This window comes from Leptolyngbya sp. Heron Island J (assembly GCF_000482245.1).
In the GTDB taxonomy this organism is placed as follows: domain Bacteria; phylum Cyanobacteriota; class Cyanobacteriia; order Phormidesmidales; family Phormidesmidaceae; genus Leptothoe.
The window spans coordinates 49220-67362 of record NZ_AWNH01000095.1 but is presented as its reverse complement, the minus strand read 5'-3'; the positions used below and the strand labels follow the sequence as shown (position 1 = coordinate 67362).

The window sequence follows — 18143 nt, the reverse complement described above, 5'->3', positions numbered from 1 at the left end:
AAGCTCAAATGGCAGCTGGAAACACAACCGCCATGACATTAAGCTCACAGCAAATAATTCTCAATTAGGCTACGGGACAAGTCGATCTCGTTCTAGGGATTTTGAAGCCCAAACGCAATTTTTTATTGTGAATATCAGCAACGCCCAGTATCTAACTGGCACGTTGCCAGGCTTTCATCTGAAATGCTTTGGGGTTCATGCCCATCAGCTGGCGAAAGGCTGTGGCAAAATGGCTGCGGCAGGTATAGCCAACAGCAGTAGCCACATGACTAATCGAAAGATCCGAGGTCATCAACAGTCGGCGAGCATACCACAGACGGCAGCTGCGTAGATAACCATAAGGCGTCGTACCGTACACCTGAGCAAACCCTTGATTTAAATAAAGCCGATTGGTACCCACTTGACGGGCAAGAGCCTCCACAGTGGGCGGATTCACCAGCTGGTCTTTTAAGATGGCGGCTGCCTGATAGATGCAGGAAAGGTCAATTTTTGTCGTGTGCAACTGTACCATCGCTTCTAAACGCAGGGACACAAGCTGCAGAGCTTTTTGCTCCAAATAAGTGCGACGGGTTATCCCCTGATAAGGGCAGCTAAGAATCTGCCCAATCACCTGATCCATGACAGGCGTTACTGGACTACAGGTGGCATAACCCAGGTTAAGCATCTCGCCATAAAGGGTCTTGTTAGCAACTTGCTCAAAGATAAAATGGGGATCGCTTGTGTTCGAACGATCAAAAATTCGGTTTAGCATCCCAGCTGGGGTGGAGCTTTGGCCACCACCGTGATACCGGTACATCAATCGAATAATTTGCTCAGCAGTGCTTTGATTCTGGGGAGACAGACGCTCCATAAAGTCTTGCAAGTACGCGATCAGAGTAGGTCGCTTGAAAAAAATCTCAACTTTGAAAAACCGTTTTTGTGCACGTTTGAAGATCAAGGTTTTCCACCCAAAGTAGGGCACCACAAAACCATATCCACGGCTGGGACCAACTATTGGAAAATCGAACTCCAGACGATCACCCTCACTTTGCAGATCCATAACCAAATCCTGGTTCAAGGTGTAGTCATGGATAAAAAGGACTAAATCATCTCGTAGCAAGATCTCTTGAAAATAGCCCTGACCCAGGTCAGATGGACATACCAAAACACGGTCCGATGCATCTGCATGTAGCAGTCGCGTATCGCTAGAGCTGCCAGGCAGAAGCCAATCTTCCCAATGATTTAGGGCCAGTCGGGTTATCATAATGCGCTTGCGTCAACTGCTTGCCATTAATGAGAATAGCTTGCATTATAGACCGCCGTTTGTACTGTAGGGTACTGGTATCAACCTAAAAAGTTAGGGTAGTAAGTGTTGAATCGTTAAATGCAAACAAAACCAGCTGAAATGAACAATGGTGCAACATACCTCAGAAAAGACCAAGCCCGCAGTTTCAGACACTCTGTCTGATCCAATGTTATCTGTATCAAAGATTGGACGACGTCTCCAAGACAACTGGATTTGGCAAGATATCAGTTTTGAGCTGTTTGCTGGTGATCGTCTGGCGGTTGTGGGTCCCTCAGGGGCTGGTAAGAGTCTATTACTCAGAACTTTAGCTGGACTAGATCCAATTCAGTCGGGTGAGATTACTTTCCAGGAAAAGTCACTGTCAAATTTAAGCATGCCTGAATTTCGCGCACAAGTGATGTATTTGCACCAAAAGCCTGCTTTGTTAGAAGGAACAGTCGAGTCAAACCTGCAACAGATTTATCAGCTGAAGGTCCATCACAACAAGACCTATGATCGGTCTAAGATTCTAGACTATCTATCGATTTTAGGTCGGTCTGAAAAATTTTTGGAACGCTCCCTTGAACAACTTTCTGGTGGAGAACAGCAAATTGTTGCCTGTTTGCGATCGCTACAGCTCTCTCCCCAAATTCTGTTATTAGACGAACCCACCGCTTCCCTAGACAGCACAGTCACCGAACAGCTTGAAGCCTTAATCGCCCAATGGCAACAGAGCGATCCCCCAAAGGCCTGCATTTGGACCAGCCATGATCCAGCCCAAATAGAAAGAGTGACCGCACGACAACTAGTACTGTCTTTGGATAAAACATAATGTGAAATTCTGGCTGATAGCACCGCATCAGGCACAAGGCACAGCTGCTGCACGGGGCAGGCACAAGGCACAGCCCCTACAGAATTCGGAATTTATAGGCAAGTCTTTCTCCCCCTCTCCGCGTCTCCCCCTCTCCGCGTCTCCCCCTCTCCCTCTCCCCCACATGACCAACACCTACCTCCCCATCAACAACTGGCAACTCGCCCTCGCCGCTGCCCTAATTCTGATCAACATTATTCTTTCCTTTAGCTTGAAACTTGGCTTGGCCAGACGCCTGGGCATTGCAGCCTTGCGCATGGTGATCCAGCTCCTGTTAGTAGGCTATATCCTCGGTTGGGTTTTCGCCTTGGATAATCCGTTTTGGGTGTTGGGTTTGGTGCTGACCATGAGTGCGATCGCAGGTAATGCATCCGTCAACCGTACCCGCCGTCGCTTCCCGTCCATCTACTGGAACAGCCTCGTTTCCATTCTGGCCGCCAGCGTGTTTGTTACCGGTTTACTGGTCGAAGGCATTATTCACATTAATCCCTGGTATGACCCGCAGTATGTGATCCCATTGCTGGGCATGGTGCTGGGTAATGCCCTCACCGGCACCTCACTAGCCTTAGACCGATTAATGGAAGATTTGGTGAGTCGGCGATCGCAGATCGAGTCGCTGTTAGCTCTAGGCGCAACCCGCTGGGAAGCTGCCAACGAAACCATTAAAGAAGCTCTGCGCACGGGCATGATTCCCACCATTAACTCCATGATGGTACTCGGACTCGTAAGCTTACCAGGCATGATGACGGGGCAAATGTTAGCAGGTGTAGAGCCCACCAGCGCTGTACGCTATCAGATTGTGATTTATTTCACCATTGCCGCAGGGACTGCGTTGGCCTGTATTGGCATCATTTTGTTGGCCTTTCGCGTGTTGTTTAACTCAGAGCATCAGCTGCGGTTGGAGCGGTTGGAGAAGATAAAGTCATAACTCACCTTCCTACCGTTTCACTAAGCGAATCACCCGATATTGAGGGGCTGACTTTAGCTCCAATTCTTCTCCCGATTTAGGAGACTTGGGGGATGTCATCACTTTTCCATATTGCTCTACCCGAGCATGGTAAACGCCTGAGGCGGTCTGCTCAGGGGTGGTGAACTGAATCTTGACTTCGGCCCAGGTGGCATCGTTGGTCCATTGCTCTAAGAAAAACTGAACCTGCTTTAATGGAATTAACCGCAGGAATGGATAGAGGAATCGTTTAACTCCTTTTAGTCCCTTGCAGGTAGTTTTGCCAGATTTATGATGTGATAACCAATCCCAACCTGCTTGCATCCAAATCTCACGCTCAGCTATCTGTTCAAATTTCTTGAGACCAGACCAGCCACGATAGTGCGATCGCAACCCGGCCACATCTCCTTGTTGATGGACGAGTAAATCCAGCATCTCAGGCTCCAGATGTCCCCAATATTGGCCACTTGGCAGATCAATCAATGTGGGGGCAAATTTATGTCCGCCAAAGTGGCTACAGCGCCAGACACGGAGGAAAGAACCGGTGTACTTATCTCGTAGTTGTTTATAAATGGGATGGCCAAATCGGGCACAGGCGGCATCTATATTCCCATGGGTGCAGACGAGCATTTCGCGAATATGACTGGTATCTTGGCGATAAGATTGAAATGCTTCCAATTCGTTGGGCTGCTTCATCAGCTGCTTCATAATCGCCGTGGCTAACCTGGGAAAATCGGCCTCTGGCACAATAAATTCTTGTTTTTCAAACTGTGCAAACTGTTTCTGGGGACGATGGTAATAAATGACTCGTGTTTTCCCAGGGTGAGAATATTCTCGATCTGGGGCAATCAGCACAGGCTGCATCATGATGCCATGCCTCATAAAGAGTTTTTTAAATAACTCAATTAATGGCGTGATTCTAGGATCTTCCTTGAACATCTGCTCTGTCCAGGGTTGAGGTAGTTCCATCACCAACCAATGATTGGCGGTTCCGGCAGTACCGATGGGGTCTTCGCCATTCCCCTTGGAAACTTGAGAACAAAATCGACAGTCAGCCAGAGCGTCTTGAGTCAGCATGAGAATTTCCTCTAGAGTACAGATTGTTCAAACAGTCCTATTGTCAGGAGGCTTTAACGATGTACTTGCCCAGATCATCTAAGACTAAATTGGCAGCAATATAGCCCATCCCAAACCAATAGGTATCCATTTCGTAAACCTGGTTTGTTTGCACCACATTTAGGTTATTCCAAAGCGGATTTGCTTTCATTTTTTCCAGGGCCGCTCGCACATCAGCGGCAATGTCGGTTTGGCTTTGGGGCTTCATTACAAACAACACGTCGCCATCAATTTCATTTAGCAGCTCCATTGAAATTTGGGTATTGGCACCTTCCGCTTGCTTGGGCGGACGTGATACTCCGGCTGCCTCAAGTACAGTCCCAATAAATGTCTCTTTACCAAAGACTGAAATTTGTTCATTGTGGAAAGAGGCCACTGAGACTTGAACTTGACTAACGTCGTGAGAAAGTTGTGCTTTAAATGTTTGTAATTTTGCTTCGTACTCAGCCTGGAGTTGTTTAGCCTTGGCTTCTTTACCTAACAATTCAGCACACAACTGAGTTAACTCTTGCCATTCAGTGAAGCCATCATTATCAAACACAACCGTCGGTGCGATTCGTGAGAGCAACGGATAGGTGTCAGCCTCAATAAAAGTCTTGGTGCTTAGGATAAGATCCGGTTTGAGCGTGGCAAGCTTCTCCAGACTGGGTTCTCTCGGGTTACCAATATCAGCGATTTCAGTATCCGCTGGCGGTAGGTGCAGCAGGTTATCAATGATTATTTTAGGGGCAGCAATCGGCTGTATACCCAGAGCCATCAAGGCTTCAACCGTGAAATAACCCAGCACTGCAATGCGGGTCGGATTGACAGGGACGTCTGTTTCACCGAAGGCATGTTGTATCGGCTTTGTTGCAGCAGAGGGAGCAGCGGCGAATGGCTGGTTGGTTTGAGCATTGCCAGAACAGGCAGAGGCAATTAATGTACTCGCTCCCATGAGCAGAAACAATCGACGTTGTCGATTAAAGGACCGAGAAGGGGTATCAAGTAGCCTTTGGGTAGATTTTGTCAGTCTCTGCCGGAGATGCAAGATGGAGTGCTGATTAACCATTGTAGTGGGGAGGGAGCTAGGGCCGGAATTAGAAGCTGTAATAGAGAATAAATGTCAACTACACTAGATTAAAACTAGTAATTCTGGCTAGTCATTTTGGCTCCGAAACGCATTTTTTTGGATAGAACGAGTAAGGGACACAGAAACGCAGAGAGCTTGAGCAATAGACGATCTCCGCGTCTCCCCCTCCCTGTGTCAGTCCTACTAAAATTTTGAACTTGACAGATTACTAGGCTTTTTTAGCGATGTTTTGCTGTAAGCAAACTTTAGATGAATAATGGTCTGAAGTTGATTGTTGGGTGGCTGATGTCTAAATTACGTTTGGGCTTAGAGTGGTTTCTAAATCCAGATCATGTGCCTCTGTTGGTAGGTCTTGAGCAAGGATGGTTTGCGGACGTTGGTTTGGATTTAGAACTGGTTGAACCCTCAGAGCATGTGGATGCGATCGCAGAACTTCAAGCTGGCACCCTGGATATCGCGGTTACGGAGCCGGTTCATCTGGTGGAAGACCGAGGTAAAGGCCATGCCGTGGTGGGCTGGGCGCGCTTTTTGCATACCAATGGTGGAGTCATGTACTTCACAGGACGCGGTATCGAGCGACCCAAGGATATGGTGGGTAAGCGCTTACAATACCCCAGTGCACCGTCTGCGTTGGGGCGAGCCATCGCCAAAACCATGATTGAGGCAGATGGCGGTGACTTTACTGAAGATGCCATCACCTCAGTCGATAATGGCTTTTTGCATACCGACGCACTGATTGAGGACAAGGCCGATCTGGCAACGCTGGTGTTCTACAACTTTGAAGTGATCGAAGCCCAACAGCGCGGTTATGATGCTCAGTTTTTTGCACTCAAAGATTGGGGCGTTCCTGATTTTTGCCAGCTTATTCTGATTGCAACGCCCGAATTGTTGCAACAGCGGCAACAAGACCTGCAGGCATTTTTGCAGGTATTACGACGAGGGATTGACTTTATTCACCAGCATCCTCAAGCAGCCCAAGCCATTTACGACCAGCGTACCGGAGCCTATGCAGGCGATCAGACCGGGCAAGCTATCTACGATGCAACAATCTCCTGTTTTACCCACGACTTTTCCATGAGTGCGGATTACTACGATCGTCTACAAGGCTGGATGCACGATACAGGACAGATTCCCCAATGCTTGTCGTCTAACGACTATTGGACTAACGCACTGGCACTTTAGATATTGTTATTCAGAAACCAGCTCACTGATGATAAAACGACCCACCAACATTTACGACCAATACCACGCCCACGTTTATTTCGATGGCAGTGCTCTAGCAGCAGCCTCCTCACTATGTCAGAAGGCTGGAGAACTGTTTGGAGTGAAAGTAGGTCGAGTCCATCAGAAACCCATTGGACCGCACCCTTGCCGGAGCTGTCAACTGGCATTTGATAAAACCCAATTTGATCAGTTGATCCCATGGCTGGAAAACAACCGAGGAGATTTAACAGTGCTTGTCCATGGGCTGACAGGAAACGATCTTCAAGATCATACGGAACATGCTTCCTGGCTCGGAAAGCCTGTGCCACTAAATCTATTGATCTTCGGGGATTAGCATGGGCTTACATAAAGCTCTTTAAGCGGTGGAAACTCACTCTGACCATTACGCCTTAGGGAGGAAAAACTGACCTCTAACGTAACCAATCAAAGCCCATTCAGCCAGTCCAAGATTGATTTATTGACCACTTCCGGGCGTTCATCATGGGGACAATGTCCAGTCTGAGGGATGGCCTGGAACGTCGTTGGTGGCTGGGCGCTGGGGGACTCGCTTAGAGTCTGATATACGGCTGCTCCTTGAATCGGAGTCCAGGGGTCATTTTCCCCCCAAAGCACTAAGAGGGGCTGCTGAATTTTAGGTAACAGATCTTCGGGTTTTGGGCCAGCAGGGGCGGTCACAACAGAGGCAAATACTTTTTGGGCTCCTGGGTCACAGGCAGGGCGATATAGCATATCGACCAGTTCGTCTGTAATGGCGTCTCGATTGCGATAAACCTGCTTTAAGGAACCCCGAATCCGAAACTTACGCCGCACTTCATTGAAAATAAAGGGACCAAACAGGTCAGAGCTAACGAGCTGTGTAAATGTTCCCATAACAACTCGTAGGGGAAAATTCAGTTCATCCGGGCGATGGTTAAGGCCCCCGGCGCAGTTGAGGAGTACTCCCCCTTGGGCCATGTCCGGCGCATTAGCCAGCATCATCAGGGTAATGAGTCCACCAATGGAATTGCCAATAAAGACAGCCGGTCGTCCAATGTGCTCTTGCCAATAGTCCTGCAGCAATGATTCCCAAATTTCGAGAGAGTAGTCGAGGGCCGGTTTATCCGATGCACCAAAGCCTAAGAGATCCAGCGCATGCACCTGATAGCCAGCTTCAGCCAGGACAGGGATATTTTTGCGCCAATGCCCGACCGATGCGCCAAAGCCATGGACTAGCACAATTGGTAATCCAGCTCCCTGAACGGTGTGACAAATGCGGTGCCCCCGCCAGGTCCAATATTGCTTTTCGAGAGCGGTGGTTAATTGAGCGGTCATAGATGCTTTGTTAGGAGAAGGAATAAAAACGAGCTGCGTTGACGGCAGAGAGTCCTTCTTCATCATAAAGCGGTTCTTGTTAGAGGGGGGCTCCAGGAGTGGGATGGTCTGGGTGATTTTGGGCAAGACCTGGTTGCTTGAGCGCCGGGTGTGGCTGTGGGGTGAAATGTGCGATCGCTATCCCTATTATCAAGATTGACTGTATTGATTGTGCCAAATTGTTATTAGGCTAACATGCAGGTATTGCGATCTGGCAAGGGCCCCATACTGAAAACTTGCTGAAGCTGCCTGGATAACTCCGGTATTAGATTTTTATCCAGAAAGTTTCGGGATAACTCCGGCTGGAAGGTATTTATATAGACAAATTCTGGATAACGCATAGTTAGGTCCTAGTGGGATAGGCTCTAGTAGAATAGTCTATAGATATAATTACGACCTTGTGAAAAGGTAAAGCACTGTTGGGATAGTCATCAGGTGGTGGATTATCACAGCAATCGTGCGTAAAAATGGACATCTGAGCACAACTTTAAGCAGATTTGGTCTCGCACTGCCCTAGTAGCTTTCTGGGAAACATTCTCATTTTTTGATACCTCCTGATCTTTGCTCAGGCATGGCGAGAGTTACTATAGTTGATAGTATGGAGCTATTCAACTCAATAGAATTGGCTTCTAATCTCTATATGGCGTATCAGGAAGAAAATACAGGTCAAAAGCAGAAGGATTCCAAAATTCAAGGTTTTCTTGCTAATCTTAATACTTTCAAAGTCGGATTTATCAGTGGCTTATTGATAACGTTCTTGGCATCAATTGGTGTAGGACATTTGTTCCTTAACATCTTTAAACTAGGTTCTGTATCTATTGGTGACAAGAGCTTCGGTAAAATAGCATCTCCCGTAAGCAGTACAGATGACTCAAACGTACAAGACGTTGAATCTAGCCAAATTGAACAAAATGATGGTGAGGTTCAAAACTCAGAAGGTATAAATCAGGCTATTGATGGGACAATCAACCAGGAAAGCTCAAATAACCGAACTTCTAATGAATTAGGAAGTAATCTCGAAAACAGTGAAATCAGTGGAGAAACTGTATCAGTAACAATTAACTATAACAGTAACGCAGACCTTCCAGGTTTTGACCCTAATAAAGGATATGTAGAGACACCACCGGACATTGGTCAATTCAACGATGCCATATTAATTACGAATGTTGGCCTAGGATCACAATATGCTACGTTCTCGACTAGAGAAGTGTTTATTAATAAAAAAAAGTATGATTCTACCTTTTCTCTAATTACTGATGGAAATTTGCCAACTAGAGTAAGCTTTAACCTAGAGCTACCAGGTGTCAAGGCAGAGGGTGTTTTCTTACAGTTTGGATTAGCAGACCTTTCTTCAGGAACAACAACACTCACCTATTTAGTAAATGTTTTTGGTGATGGAGAAATTCTATGGTCAAACCAGATCAAGTATGAAGAGTCACAAATTTCTTCTGTAGTTCTTAATACTACAGATATACAAGACATTTATATTGAATATCAAGTTGTTGAGAGTGCTGGCATCAGCAACTCCAGACTTAGAAATTACCCTCTTTATTTTACGGAAGCTAAAGTTCTAGAAAATTAATGACTCTAGTGTTGCACTCTCCTCGTAGAAACAGCGATGACAAGAGCCATTATGATGACTTAATAAGAGTGTCCTACTAGTGAGCGCTGATGAATTGCTTACACAAGCTTCTGTACAATCTCTATAGTCCTGAATTCTTTAGCTAAATTCTCAAGCGAAGCTGTTCTCCCTGCTAACTCTGGTTAGACATAGACAGAATAATCAAACCGCTAAATTTACCAAGTTTAGCAAAATCAAAAATCATCATATGATCCTAAAAGAACTACACCTTCAGGAAAGGTATAGTCAGCAGAGTTATAATCAGCTAAAGGGTTATCCCTAAGATCAAGCTCTTCCAAACTTGTAAGTTGATTAATACTCTGAGGAATATTTCTTAGTTGGTTCCAACCCAATATCAGGTTAGTTAAGTTGCTAAGCTGAGCAATCTCACTAGGTATTGATTGAAGATTATTACCCAACAGATCAAGATGAACCAATTTGTTGAGTTGGCAAATTGATAACGGCAATGATTTGATCTTATTAATTGCTATGTACAGAGCTTCTAGAGCTCTCATATCCGATATCTCTGCAGGCACAGCGTCTATTTGATTATCCTCAAGCCTTAAGTACTTCAAAGATTGCAGTTTCGTAACGCTAATGGGAAACTTAACAAAAAAGTTCTTACTAAGGTTTAAGTCCTCAAGAACATCATTCTCATCTATTTCAATAGGTAGTTTTTTGAGACGATTATCATCCAGTAGAAGAATCTTGAGAGATTTTAATTGAAGAACTTCTGAAGATACTACGCAAATTCGATTAAAAGAAAGATTAAGCCATTCCAACCCCTCTAAACTAAACTTATCTAGATCGATTACAGTGAGCCTATTTCTAGAAATATCTAATTCCTTTAATCTAATTAAACTTGAAATCTCTCTTGGAAACATGTTGAAATCATTATTGGTCAAAAAAGCTCTTTCAAGCTGCTTTAATTGAGAAAAGGAATGTGGTAGATGTGCTATTCTGTTGGAACTTAAATCGATTTCCTCTAAGCTACTTAAATTACCTATCTCTAATGGCAGCTCTACTAAATGATTAGACGAGAGATTGAGTTTTGTGAGCTGATTGAGCTCACCTATGTTAGGGGGTAACTCGTCTATCCGTTTACTTGATAGGTCGAGACTCTTTGTACCATTACGGGCAGCTTGTTCTAGAATTTCAATTAACTCTGACTTCTCCAAAGCTCCTTTTTCACCATTAATAAACTACATACTGTTAGAGAAATCTGGGTCAAATAAAGAAGTAGGACATGAACCGTTCTCAATGCAGAATCGCTCTAACTCGCGAGCATACTCTTCTTCAGTATTGCAAATAGGGGAACATGCTTCAAAAACCTCGTCCAGTAAAGCTTGTGTAGCGTCTATTTCTGCTAATTCATCACTACTCAACTCATTACTACTCATATCTGGAGATTCTGGTTCCGGCTCACACAGGTGACTCAAATCAGTCAGTCCATCCATTTCCATGTAGCATACTTGCGCATACACCCAAGGAGCTATCGGAAAAGATAAAATAACACCATTACTGGCACCATTTGCCAAGGCAGTTTTTGAGCTAGTCCTATACTGTCACATCTTTCATCTGACTATGTTGCTAAATCACTGCAACAGATTTAATTCATTTGAGCTAGTCCTATACTGTCACATCTTTCATCTGACTATGTTGCTAAATCACTGCAACAGATTTAATTCAATGGAATTCGAAGAGTCATAAAAAAAGCCTGATCAGCTAGCCTCTAGGTATACAGGATCGAATTCAACGCAGCAGCATTTTCCAAGAATCGGGGAGCCCAAAAAACAGTCAGAATGGTGGATAATCCATCGAAAGTACATCGACGAAAGCTCGCCACGCCGTTTCTACGTACACATAGTACTACTTAATCAGGGGGGTACCTCCATATACAAAAGTTCTTAGCCATGTAGATACATGTATTGCCATCTGGCAAGGGCCCCATACTGAAAACTTGCTGAAGCTGCCTGGATAACTTCGGCATTAGATTTTTATCCAGAAAGTTTCGGGATAGTTCCGATTGGGAGGTATTTATATAGACAAAGTCTGGATAACGCATAGTTAGCCAGGCATGTAATGTCAAGGTATTGGAAGTATGGATTCTGGACTTAAGGTTCATGCAACACAGAATTAATCAGGCGATCAGCCATATTCCTTCAGCCTCTATATTTTATGAAAAACCAGAGCCACCGAAAACGCTCCTGGAGCGAATGGTGCAACATCACACACCAGGCGCTAGCATTGCAGTTATTGATAATTTTGAGATTGATGGTGCTATTGGCTTCGGCGTATGCGAGGCGAAGCAGCCAAATCAAGTTACACCTAATACCTTGTTTCAAGTTGGTTCCATTAGCAAACCAGTTTTTGCGCTAGCGGTAATGCGGCTCGTACAGGAAGGTATGCTAGACCTAGATAAAGATGTCAATAGCTACCTTACCTCTTGGAAAGTTCCTGTGAATGGAGACTGGCAACCTCGCGTAACACTGAGACATTTGCTGAGTCACACAGCTGGAACAACTGTATCTGGATATTACGGATACAAAGTATCAATGCCTTTGCCTACAACAGTGCAGATTCTCAATGGGGAGCTACCTGCCAACAGCGAAAAAGTAGTTGTCAATGTTATCCCTGGTCTTAACTACCGCTATTCCGGTGGGGGCATGGTTATTGCTCAGCAGGTGCTCATGGATGTCATGGACAAACGGTTTCCTGAGATGATGAGAGATCTAGTCTTTGCACCTTTAGGCATGGAGAACAGCACCTACTCTCAACCTTTAGAGCAAGCCTTTCTGAAGCAGGCGGCGACTGGACATCGACATAATGGAATCCCTTTGGAGGGAAAATATTTTGTTTATCCTGAGATGGCAGCAGCAGGTCTGTGGTCAACACCTACTGACATAGCCAAACTTGGGATTGAGATGATGAGGACATTGTCAGGGAAACCGACGTCCATATGGAAACAGGCAACTATTGAGGAGATGTTGAAACCTCACTCAGAAAAGTCAATGGGTCAGGATGGACTGCTGCTAGGATTAGGTATCGCACAGAATGGAACAGGAGAAGGAACCTATTTTTTTCACGACGGCACTAACCTTGGATTCGTCGCCATGATGCGGTTTTACCCTCATCTAGGAAAAGGGGCAGTGATTATGCTGAATTCAGATGAAGGTGTGCTCTTTAGGGGTGACATTATGCAAGGAATTGGGCAGGCGTATGAATGGCCTAACTTAGGGAAAGAGAAAAATGCTGCCTTGCCAATTTCTAGAATTGATCGCTATTTAGGTACATACTCAACAAAGTCTAGATTAAAATTCATAGTCTCTAATCAAGACAATCAACTATTTTTACAGTGTGATCGACAGCAACCTGTTCAACTGTTTTCAAAATCGGAACTAGTTTTTTTTAGTGAAGAGGTGAATATTCAGATTTCGTTTACCCAAGAAGATACAGGCAAGATTTCAGGCATGACTCTTTCTCAATCAGACATCATGACTCTTGGAACGCCTGAAGGTACCGAGTTCAAAACCAAGAAAGAGCATTCTTGAACATGAGAGAATCGTCATACAGTATTACTACTGGCTATACTTGTATAAAGTTAGTGGCATTTTGCGTTAAGTATTAACGATCATGCCTAACCATTCCGTCCGTGGCACGGAATGGCTTCAGTTTCGCTTTTCCAGAAAATTCCTGCCCGTCACTGACCTCAACCGTTAGGCGATGTTGGAAGTTCCACAAGATAATCGGACCTGAGATCGACGTTCTCCTTAAGCGCTACTAAGTGACCTCCACTTCGGGCTCATGGCCGTTTTGCGTGATCCAAATGGGGTGACCAGGCATAGATAGGAATGGCCTTTGCGTACATCCCATCATGGACTTTCTACAGCATCTACTCCCTGACTCATCAGCCCTTCATCCCATTGCCCTGTTACCAGACCGTACAGCAAAAACATTAGCAACGTGGTTGGAAGAGCATCCTGGTCTTGAAATCTTGTCACGAGACCTTTCTAAGACCTACAAACGCGGAATGACTCAGAACGCTCTTGGAACGACTCACTCAACGATCTAAACTCTCGGAAACGATCCGGCTCGCTCAAGACTTTATAGACCTTGTCCGACAGCAGCTTCCCAAGCAGCTAGATACCTGGCTAGAAAACGCGAAAAATAGGACAATAAAAGCATTTCAGAGTTTTGCTAAGGGCTTGGGCGAAGATTATGATGCCGTCAAAGCGAGCATTTCCTTAGACGTCAGTAATGATCCGAATGATCCGGTTGAAGGCCAAAATAATCGATTGAAAAGGCTCAAACGACAAATGTTTGGGCGGGCTGGGTTAGACCTATTGGCCAAACGACTGATTTTGACGAATAGATAGTCTCCTGAGGCGATGGTTCAGGTGAGGGGATCGCGATCACCAAAAACCGCCATGAGTCCCAAGTGGACATCATTTTGCAAGGGCCAACTCAAGGTATGAAGCACCTTTCAAAGCAGTATCTTCCAAATGCGTATACACAGTAGCCTTGGTAAGGGAAACCCTTGGTCAGAGGGGAAAACTCCAGTCCTCCCCCTGACCTTAGGCTTTAGCCCATGCCTAGAGGGCTTTAGGGGGAGTTAGAGGAGGTGAAGTCACCGCAAACGCTAGCCTCCAGCACTTGTGTGTACACAGTAGCCTCTACTTAGAGAACCAGCCCTATCTCCCCGGAGGGGATTTAAGCAGACGCCTCTCGTTCTTTCGAAACATTAGGCGTCAACTGCAAGTAAAGCCCCGGCACAACCAACAGAGCAATCAACGTCGCCGACATCAATCCAAAAATGATCACCATACACAACGGGAACCATTTCGCATCACTCAGCGCCAGGGGAATCAAACCAATCACAGTCGTGATCGACGTCGTCACAATGGGGCGCAATCGATCGCTAGCCCCCAGAGCCGCTGCATGGCGTACATCCCAGCCCTCTCTGCGCCGCTCATTCATGGTGTCAACCATGACAATTGCATTATTTACCATAATGCCTGTGAGAGAGATAATGCCAATGGCGGTTGGGAACGAAAACGGTAGATTGAGCACAACATAACCAAAGATTGTCCCAATCAGGGCAAAGGGAATGGTGAGGATAATAATCACTGGTTGAGTATAGGAACCAAACTGGAGCACCAGCACCGCAAATACTAAAAAGATGGCCACCACTAACATCTGTCCTGCCGAACCAAAGGTTTCACTACTGGTATCGGCGTCACCACCAAACTTATAGGTGTAGCCCCGAGGCCATCTTCAATAACTCAAGCAGATTACTAGAGAGTTTTCCCGGCGGTAACCAGGCGGCAATTTCTTCCAAACCTTGGGTTGTATAAATATGTCTGTACTGAGTAGAGTGCGCAATCAGTTTGTTCATTAACCACGTCAAAGACTGTAGCCGAAATTCTCGGCTGACGCTAATTTTCAACACATTGAGCTGGCCGCCTTGACAAGCACGGTGGCAAAAACCTGAGTAAATGCAGCCTGGTGGGCTCTACGCTAACGGCCTCCACATAGGCAGCGGTTAGATAGGGGGTGTAGGTTTCATCCCCCATTAAAGAGACCTGACCGTGGGCAATCAACAGCGTTACCATCAGATTAAACAACCATTGTTCACTGGCGTTAAAGCGTTCTACAATGCCACTTCTGGGATACGCCAGGTCCAGGATCGCCCGCGTCAGAGCAGAGGTGTGAGATAGATTTTGGGCCAGGTAAAAATACTTTTCAGAAACGGTAAGCCCCTGGAAAGCCGCTAGCTGCTCTTGCACAATGGGTGTGGCAATATCATAGGCCCCGCCCACAATCACCACTGGCATTTGAATGTTCCCCATACCCTTGTCTCCAAACAGATTACTCAATGGAGAGAGCGCAAACACCGAGGCAATGCGCTCATCGGCCAGGCTACCATCGAGCAGCTGTTGCAGCACCTGGGGAGAAGCTTGTAGCTCTAGCAATCGGCATTGAATCAGCAGGGCAATATTGACATTGTCAGGCACAAAATCGGCGTCTAGATCACACTGTTGCTCTAGGAGTTCCACATCAACGGTTGCCCCAGCGGCTGCTAATACGGTGTACCCCCCAAACGAATACCCGACCAGACCGACTCGATCGAGCTGTAGCCGTTCCTGAAAATCAGTTTTGTTTTTCTCTTCTAGAGTGTCAAGGAGAAACCGAATATCCAGAGGGCGATTGATAAACTCCATGACATCAAAAGATTCACGGTTTAGTCCCAGGGCCAAATCATCCTGATAGGCTGCGTTGCTGCCAATGTGCTCGGGCACAGCAACCACAAAGCCATTGGCAGCTAAGCTGCGAGCAGCGGCTACAGCATCTGGGTTGGTGCGAGTCTCTCCGTAGCCATGGGAAAACACCATCACTGGTATTGGTCCGGGAACGGCACTGAGGTCGGCAGGGAGATAGAGGTCAGTGGGGTAGGTGCGGTTGCGATCGCGATCCACCAACATCAGCGATTGCTGAACCACTTCAAACCGAGACACGTCCGCCAACATCGGTAGCGCCTGATAGTCTAGCGTAGGCTCAGTGGCAGCAGTCGCAACAGACTGTTGGATAGTTGCTTTTACTAAACGGTCAGTAGCCTCAATATTCGTTCTAATGGCATCCGATACTGCCAAAATCTGTCGCAAATCTAGCCTGACCCCGTTTGTGGGGTAAAACCGCAGAATATTGATCAGCGATAGACCCGCTGGATCAGCCGCTGCTAAAACCATCGCACCTCGAATTGCCTGCCGACCATTTTGATGACCTTCGGTTTGAATCAGCTGTCCAACTGTCGCTAAAACGAATTCTCCAATAGGAGAATACAGCCATTGAGACAGCACAAACGGATTGCCTATTTCCTCAGGGATACCGTCCCCTAAAGCTAAGAGAGGGGTATTCAAGACACGCTGAAGTTCTTGGCGATTTTCTGGTGAAATCTGATTCAGATAGGGGGCTAGTTCAGTCTCTATGGTGCCATATGTGGCAAATGTTTCAAGGGATGAGACTGAAATCTGTCGTCCCAAAACACCATAGTCAACATAAAGTTTATCTGCTGAGCGAACGGGCAAGGTGACGATCATTCCTGAAAGTACACCTGAAACCGTAGCTTTCACTAACCGCCGGATCACTTTGGGATAACCTGTTCTAAAATGCATTGTCATTTCCTGGGTTTATTTGGATAGACAGATACCGCCGATTCGGGTTTTACGATTTATTTCAAAACGGTCTGCTTTTTCTGCGTCACTGCAGACGCCTGCTTGCTCGCAAAGACCCATCGCAGCATAGGAGGAGCCACAAATGTGGTGACAATCACCATCAACACAATGGCAACATTTAGGGACCCTGTTAATGTCCCTGTGGCGGCCCCCAGACCTGCAAATACTAAACCAACTTCTCCCCGTGGCACCATGCCAGTACCAATGGCTAGCCGATTCACATTCTCTTTAGAAAAGACAAAATATCCAGCGGCTAGTTTGCCCAGAATGGCAATCACAATTAGGAATGCTGCTATCACTAAACCAGTTCGACTCTCAGGATTCGCCAAGTTCAGGACACTCAAGTCAGTTTTGGCCCCAATGGACACAAAGAATACCGTTGCAAATAGAGCAACCAAAGGCTCGCAGGCCTTCTCTAAAGCCGCCGTTGCTTTTGTATTGCCAAGAATTATACCGGCTGCAAAACAACCCAGAATTTCTTCCAAGCCAATCACATTAGCAATCGTGCCCATCAACGATAGAAAGATAATGGAACCGATTAGCACACTATACGGGTTACTGAATTTGTCCAGAAAGTTGATATAGCGGGGACCAAAAAACTTATTCAGGACAATGGCTGATATTACAAAAAGTGTAGCGCTGACAATTGTGCCAATGACGCTAGAAATCTCCACTGTTCCATGCTCGGCAATACCAATGGCCACCGCTAAAATGGCAATGCCAAGAATATCGTCTAAAACGGCAGCACCGAGAATAATTTGCCCTTCCTTGGTGTTCAATACTCCCATATCTTGCATGATCCGAGAGGTGATGCCGATACTTGTGGCCGTTAGTGCTGCCGCTGCAAAAATTGATGCGATCGCAGATAGATGAAAGATCGAAGTCAGACCCACAAACCCGGCTACAAACGGGAGAATCACACCTGCCACAGCTACCGATGCCGCCTGGGGACCCACCTTGATTAACTCTTCGAGATCAGCTTCCAGACCAATCTTAAAGAGTAGAACCCCCACACCAAGATCGGCATATTGATTCAGTAAAATCCTTATCGGACCCGCAAAGACTTCTTGAATTGTCGTAGTGTCACTACCAGAAATTAGCTGAACAGCGGCCACGGTCCAATCAGCAACTTCCCCCCCATTACCCAAAACAATACAATGAATACCTGAAACACCCAGAATAAAACCAGCAATCAGTTCTCCTAGAACTGCAGGCAAACTCAAGCGAATAGCAAGTTCGCCAAAAAGCTGAGCAAACAGAAAAACGACAACGGTCACCAATGCAACGGCTGCGGCTAACGCTTTAGCATAGAACTCGCTTTCAGCTCCGACAGCTGAAGCCAGCAGCGGAGTAAGCACAGAACTCGTGACAACAGAAAGTGAAGAAAGAATCATAGTTCAAAAAAGAATCTTGGGGAATTTGAGGGCCTGGATAACATTCACATCAGCAC

At 46.1% G+C, this 18143-nt stretch carries 15 protein-coding genes and 2 pseudogenes; 7 read left to right on the top strand and 10 right to left on the bottom strand.

Annotated elements, in window-relative coordinates; genetic code table 11:
• Positions 1–151: 151 nt before the first annotated feature.
• Positions 152–1243, bottom strand: coding sequence for a helix-turn-helix transcriptional regulator (locus N836_RS73780; protein WP_023075455.1), 1092 nt, complete (start codon positions 1241–1243; stop codon positions 152–154).
• A gap of 208 nt (positions 1244–1451) precedes the next feature.
• On the opposite strand from N836_RS73780, the gene N836_RS64625 reads away from it, so the two are divergent.
• Complete coding sequence (locus tag N836_RS64625) at positions 1452–2096, top strand: ABC transporter ATP-binding protein (protein WP_200867467.1); 645 nt, start codon at positions 1452–1454, stop codon at positions 2094–2096.
• Positions 2097–2259: 163 nt separating this feature from the next.
• A complete protein-coding gene (locus tag N836_RS64620) occupies positions 2260–3063 on the top strand; it encodes an ABC transporter permease (RefSeq protein ID WP_023075453.1) in 804 nt (267 codons plus the stop codon).
• A gap of 9 nt (positions 3064–3072) precedes the next feature.
• Here N836_RS64620 and N836_RS64615 read toward each other — a convergent pair whose 3' ends face one another.
• Both N836_RS64615 and N836_RS64610 read right to left on the bottom strand, forming a co-directional pair.
• Positions 3073–4158, bottom strand: a complete 1086-nt coding sequence (locus tag N836_RS64615; RefSeq protein WP_023075452.1) for a sucrase ferredoxin — start codon at positions 4156–4158, stop codon at positions 3073–3075.
• A 43-nt stretch (positions 4159–4201) separates the two neighbouring features.
• Positions 4202–5245: an ABC transporter substrate-binding protein gene (locus tag N836_RS64610; protein WP_023075451.1), complete on the bottom strand. Its 1044-nt coding sequence runs from the start codon at positions 5243–5245 to the stop codon at positions 4202–4204.
• Positions 5246–5551: 306 nt separating this feature from the next.
• Here N836_RS64610 and N836_RS64605 point away from each other — a divergent pair, with 306 nt between their 5' ends.
• Complete coding sequence (locus tag N836_RS64605) at positions 5552–6448, top strand: ABC transporter substrate-binding protein (RefSeq protein WP_031293861.1); 897 nt, start codon at positions 5552–5554, stop codon at positions 6446–6448.
• A 28-nt stretch (positions 6449–6476) separates the two neighbouring features.
• Positions 6477–6824 (top strand): DOPA 4,5-dioxygenase family protein, encoded by a 348-nt coding sequence (locus tag N836_RS64600; RefSeq protein WP_023075449.1) that lies wholly within the window; start codon positions 6477–6479, stop codon positions 6822–6824.
• 89 nt (positions 6825–6913) lie between these two features.
• Here N836_RS64600 and N836_RS64595 read toward each other — a convergent pair whose 3' ends face one another.
• A complete protein-coding gene (locus N836_RS64595; RefSeq protein WP_031293859.1) occupies positions 6914–7801 on the bottom strand; it encodes an alpha/beta fold hydrolase in 888 nt (295 codons plus the stop codon).
• Positions 7802–8411: 610 nt separating this feature from the next.
• Between N836_RS64595 and N836_RS64590 the strand changes: the two genes are divergently transcribed.
• Positions 8412–9422 carry a hypothetical protein gene (locus N836_RS64590; RefSeq protein ID WP_023075446.1) on the top strand — a complete coding sequence of 337 codons (1011 nt, stop codon included), beginning with the start codon at positions 8412–8414 and terminating at the stop codon, positions 9420–9422.
• 233 nt (positions 9423–9655) lie between these two features.
• Here N836_RS64590 and N836_RS64585 read toward each other — a convergent pair whose 3' ends face one another.
• Positions 9656–10639 carry a leucine-rich repeat domain-containing protein gene (locus tag N836_RS64585; protein WP_023075445.1) on the bottom strand — a complete coding sequence of 328 codons (984 nt, stop codon included), beginning with the start codon at positions 10637–10639 and terminating at the stop codon, positions 9656–9658.
• A gap of 24 nt (positions 10640–10663) precedes the next feature.
• Positions 10664–10999 (bottom strand): hypothetical protein, encoded by a 336-nt coding sequence (locus N836_RS64580; RefSeq protein ID WP_152532254.1) that lies wholly within the window; start codon positions 10997–10999, stop codon positions 10664–10666.
• Between the two features lie 555 nt (positions 11000–11554).
• Here N836_RS64580 and N836_RS64575 point away from each other — a divergent pair.
• The gene (locus N836_RS64575) at positions 11555–13012 is read left to right on the top strand and encodes a serine hydrolase domain-containing protein (RefSeq protein WP_152532253.1); all 1458 of its coding nucleotides are present in this window, start codon (positions 11555–11557) and stop codon (positions 13010–13012) included.
• Between the two features lie 321 nt (positions 13013–13333).
• Here the strand turns inward: N836_RS64575 and N836_RS77970 are convergent, their stop codons facing one another.
• Entirely contained in the window at positions 13334–13462 is a 129-nt protein-coding gene (locus N836_RS77970; RefSeq protein ID WP_268744331.1) for a hypothetical protein, read from the bottom strand.
• A 39-nt stretch (positions 13463–13501) separates the two neighbouring features.
• Here N836_RS77970 and N836_RS64570 point away from each other — a divergent pair.
• Positions 13502–13837, top strand: a pseudogene (locus N836_RS64570) (transposase); the annotation flags it as partial.
• Between the two features lie 334 nt (positions 13838–14171).
• On the opposite strand, the pseudogene N836_RS64565 reads toward N836_RS64570, so the two are convergent.
• The 3 genes and pseudogenes from N836_RS64565 to N836_RS64555 all read right to left on the bottom strand — a co-directional run.
• Positions 14172–14717, bottom strand: a pseudogene (locus N836_RS64565) (efflux RND transporter permease subunit); the annotation flags it as partial.
• Positions 14718–14896: 179 nt separating this feature from the next.
• Positions 14897–16633: an alpha/beta hydrolase gene (locus N836_RS64560; protein WP_031293854.1), complete on the bottom strand. Its 1737-nt coding sequence runs from the start codon at positions 16631–16633 to the stop codon at positions 14897–14899.
• 56 nt (positions 16634–16689) lie between these two features.
• The gene (locus tag N836_RS64555) at positions 16690–18087 is read right to left on the bottom strand and encodes a cation:proton antiporter (protein WP_023075439.1); all 1398 of its coding nucleotides are present in this window, start codon (positions 18085–18087) and stop codon (positions 16690–16692) included.
• Positions 18088–18143: the final 56 nt, after the last annotated feature.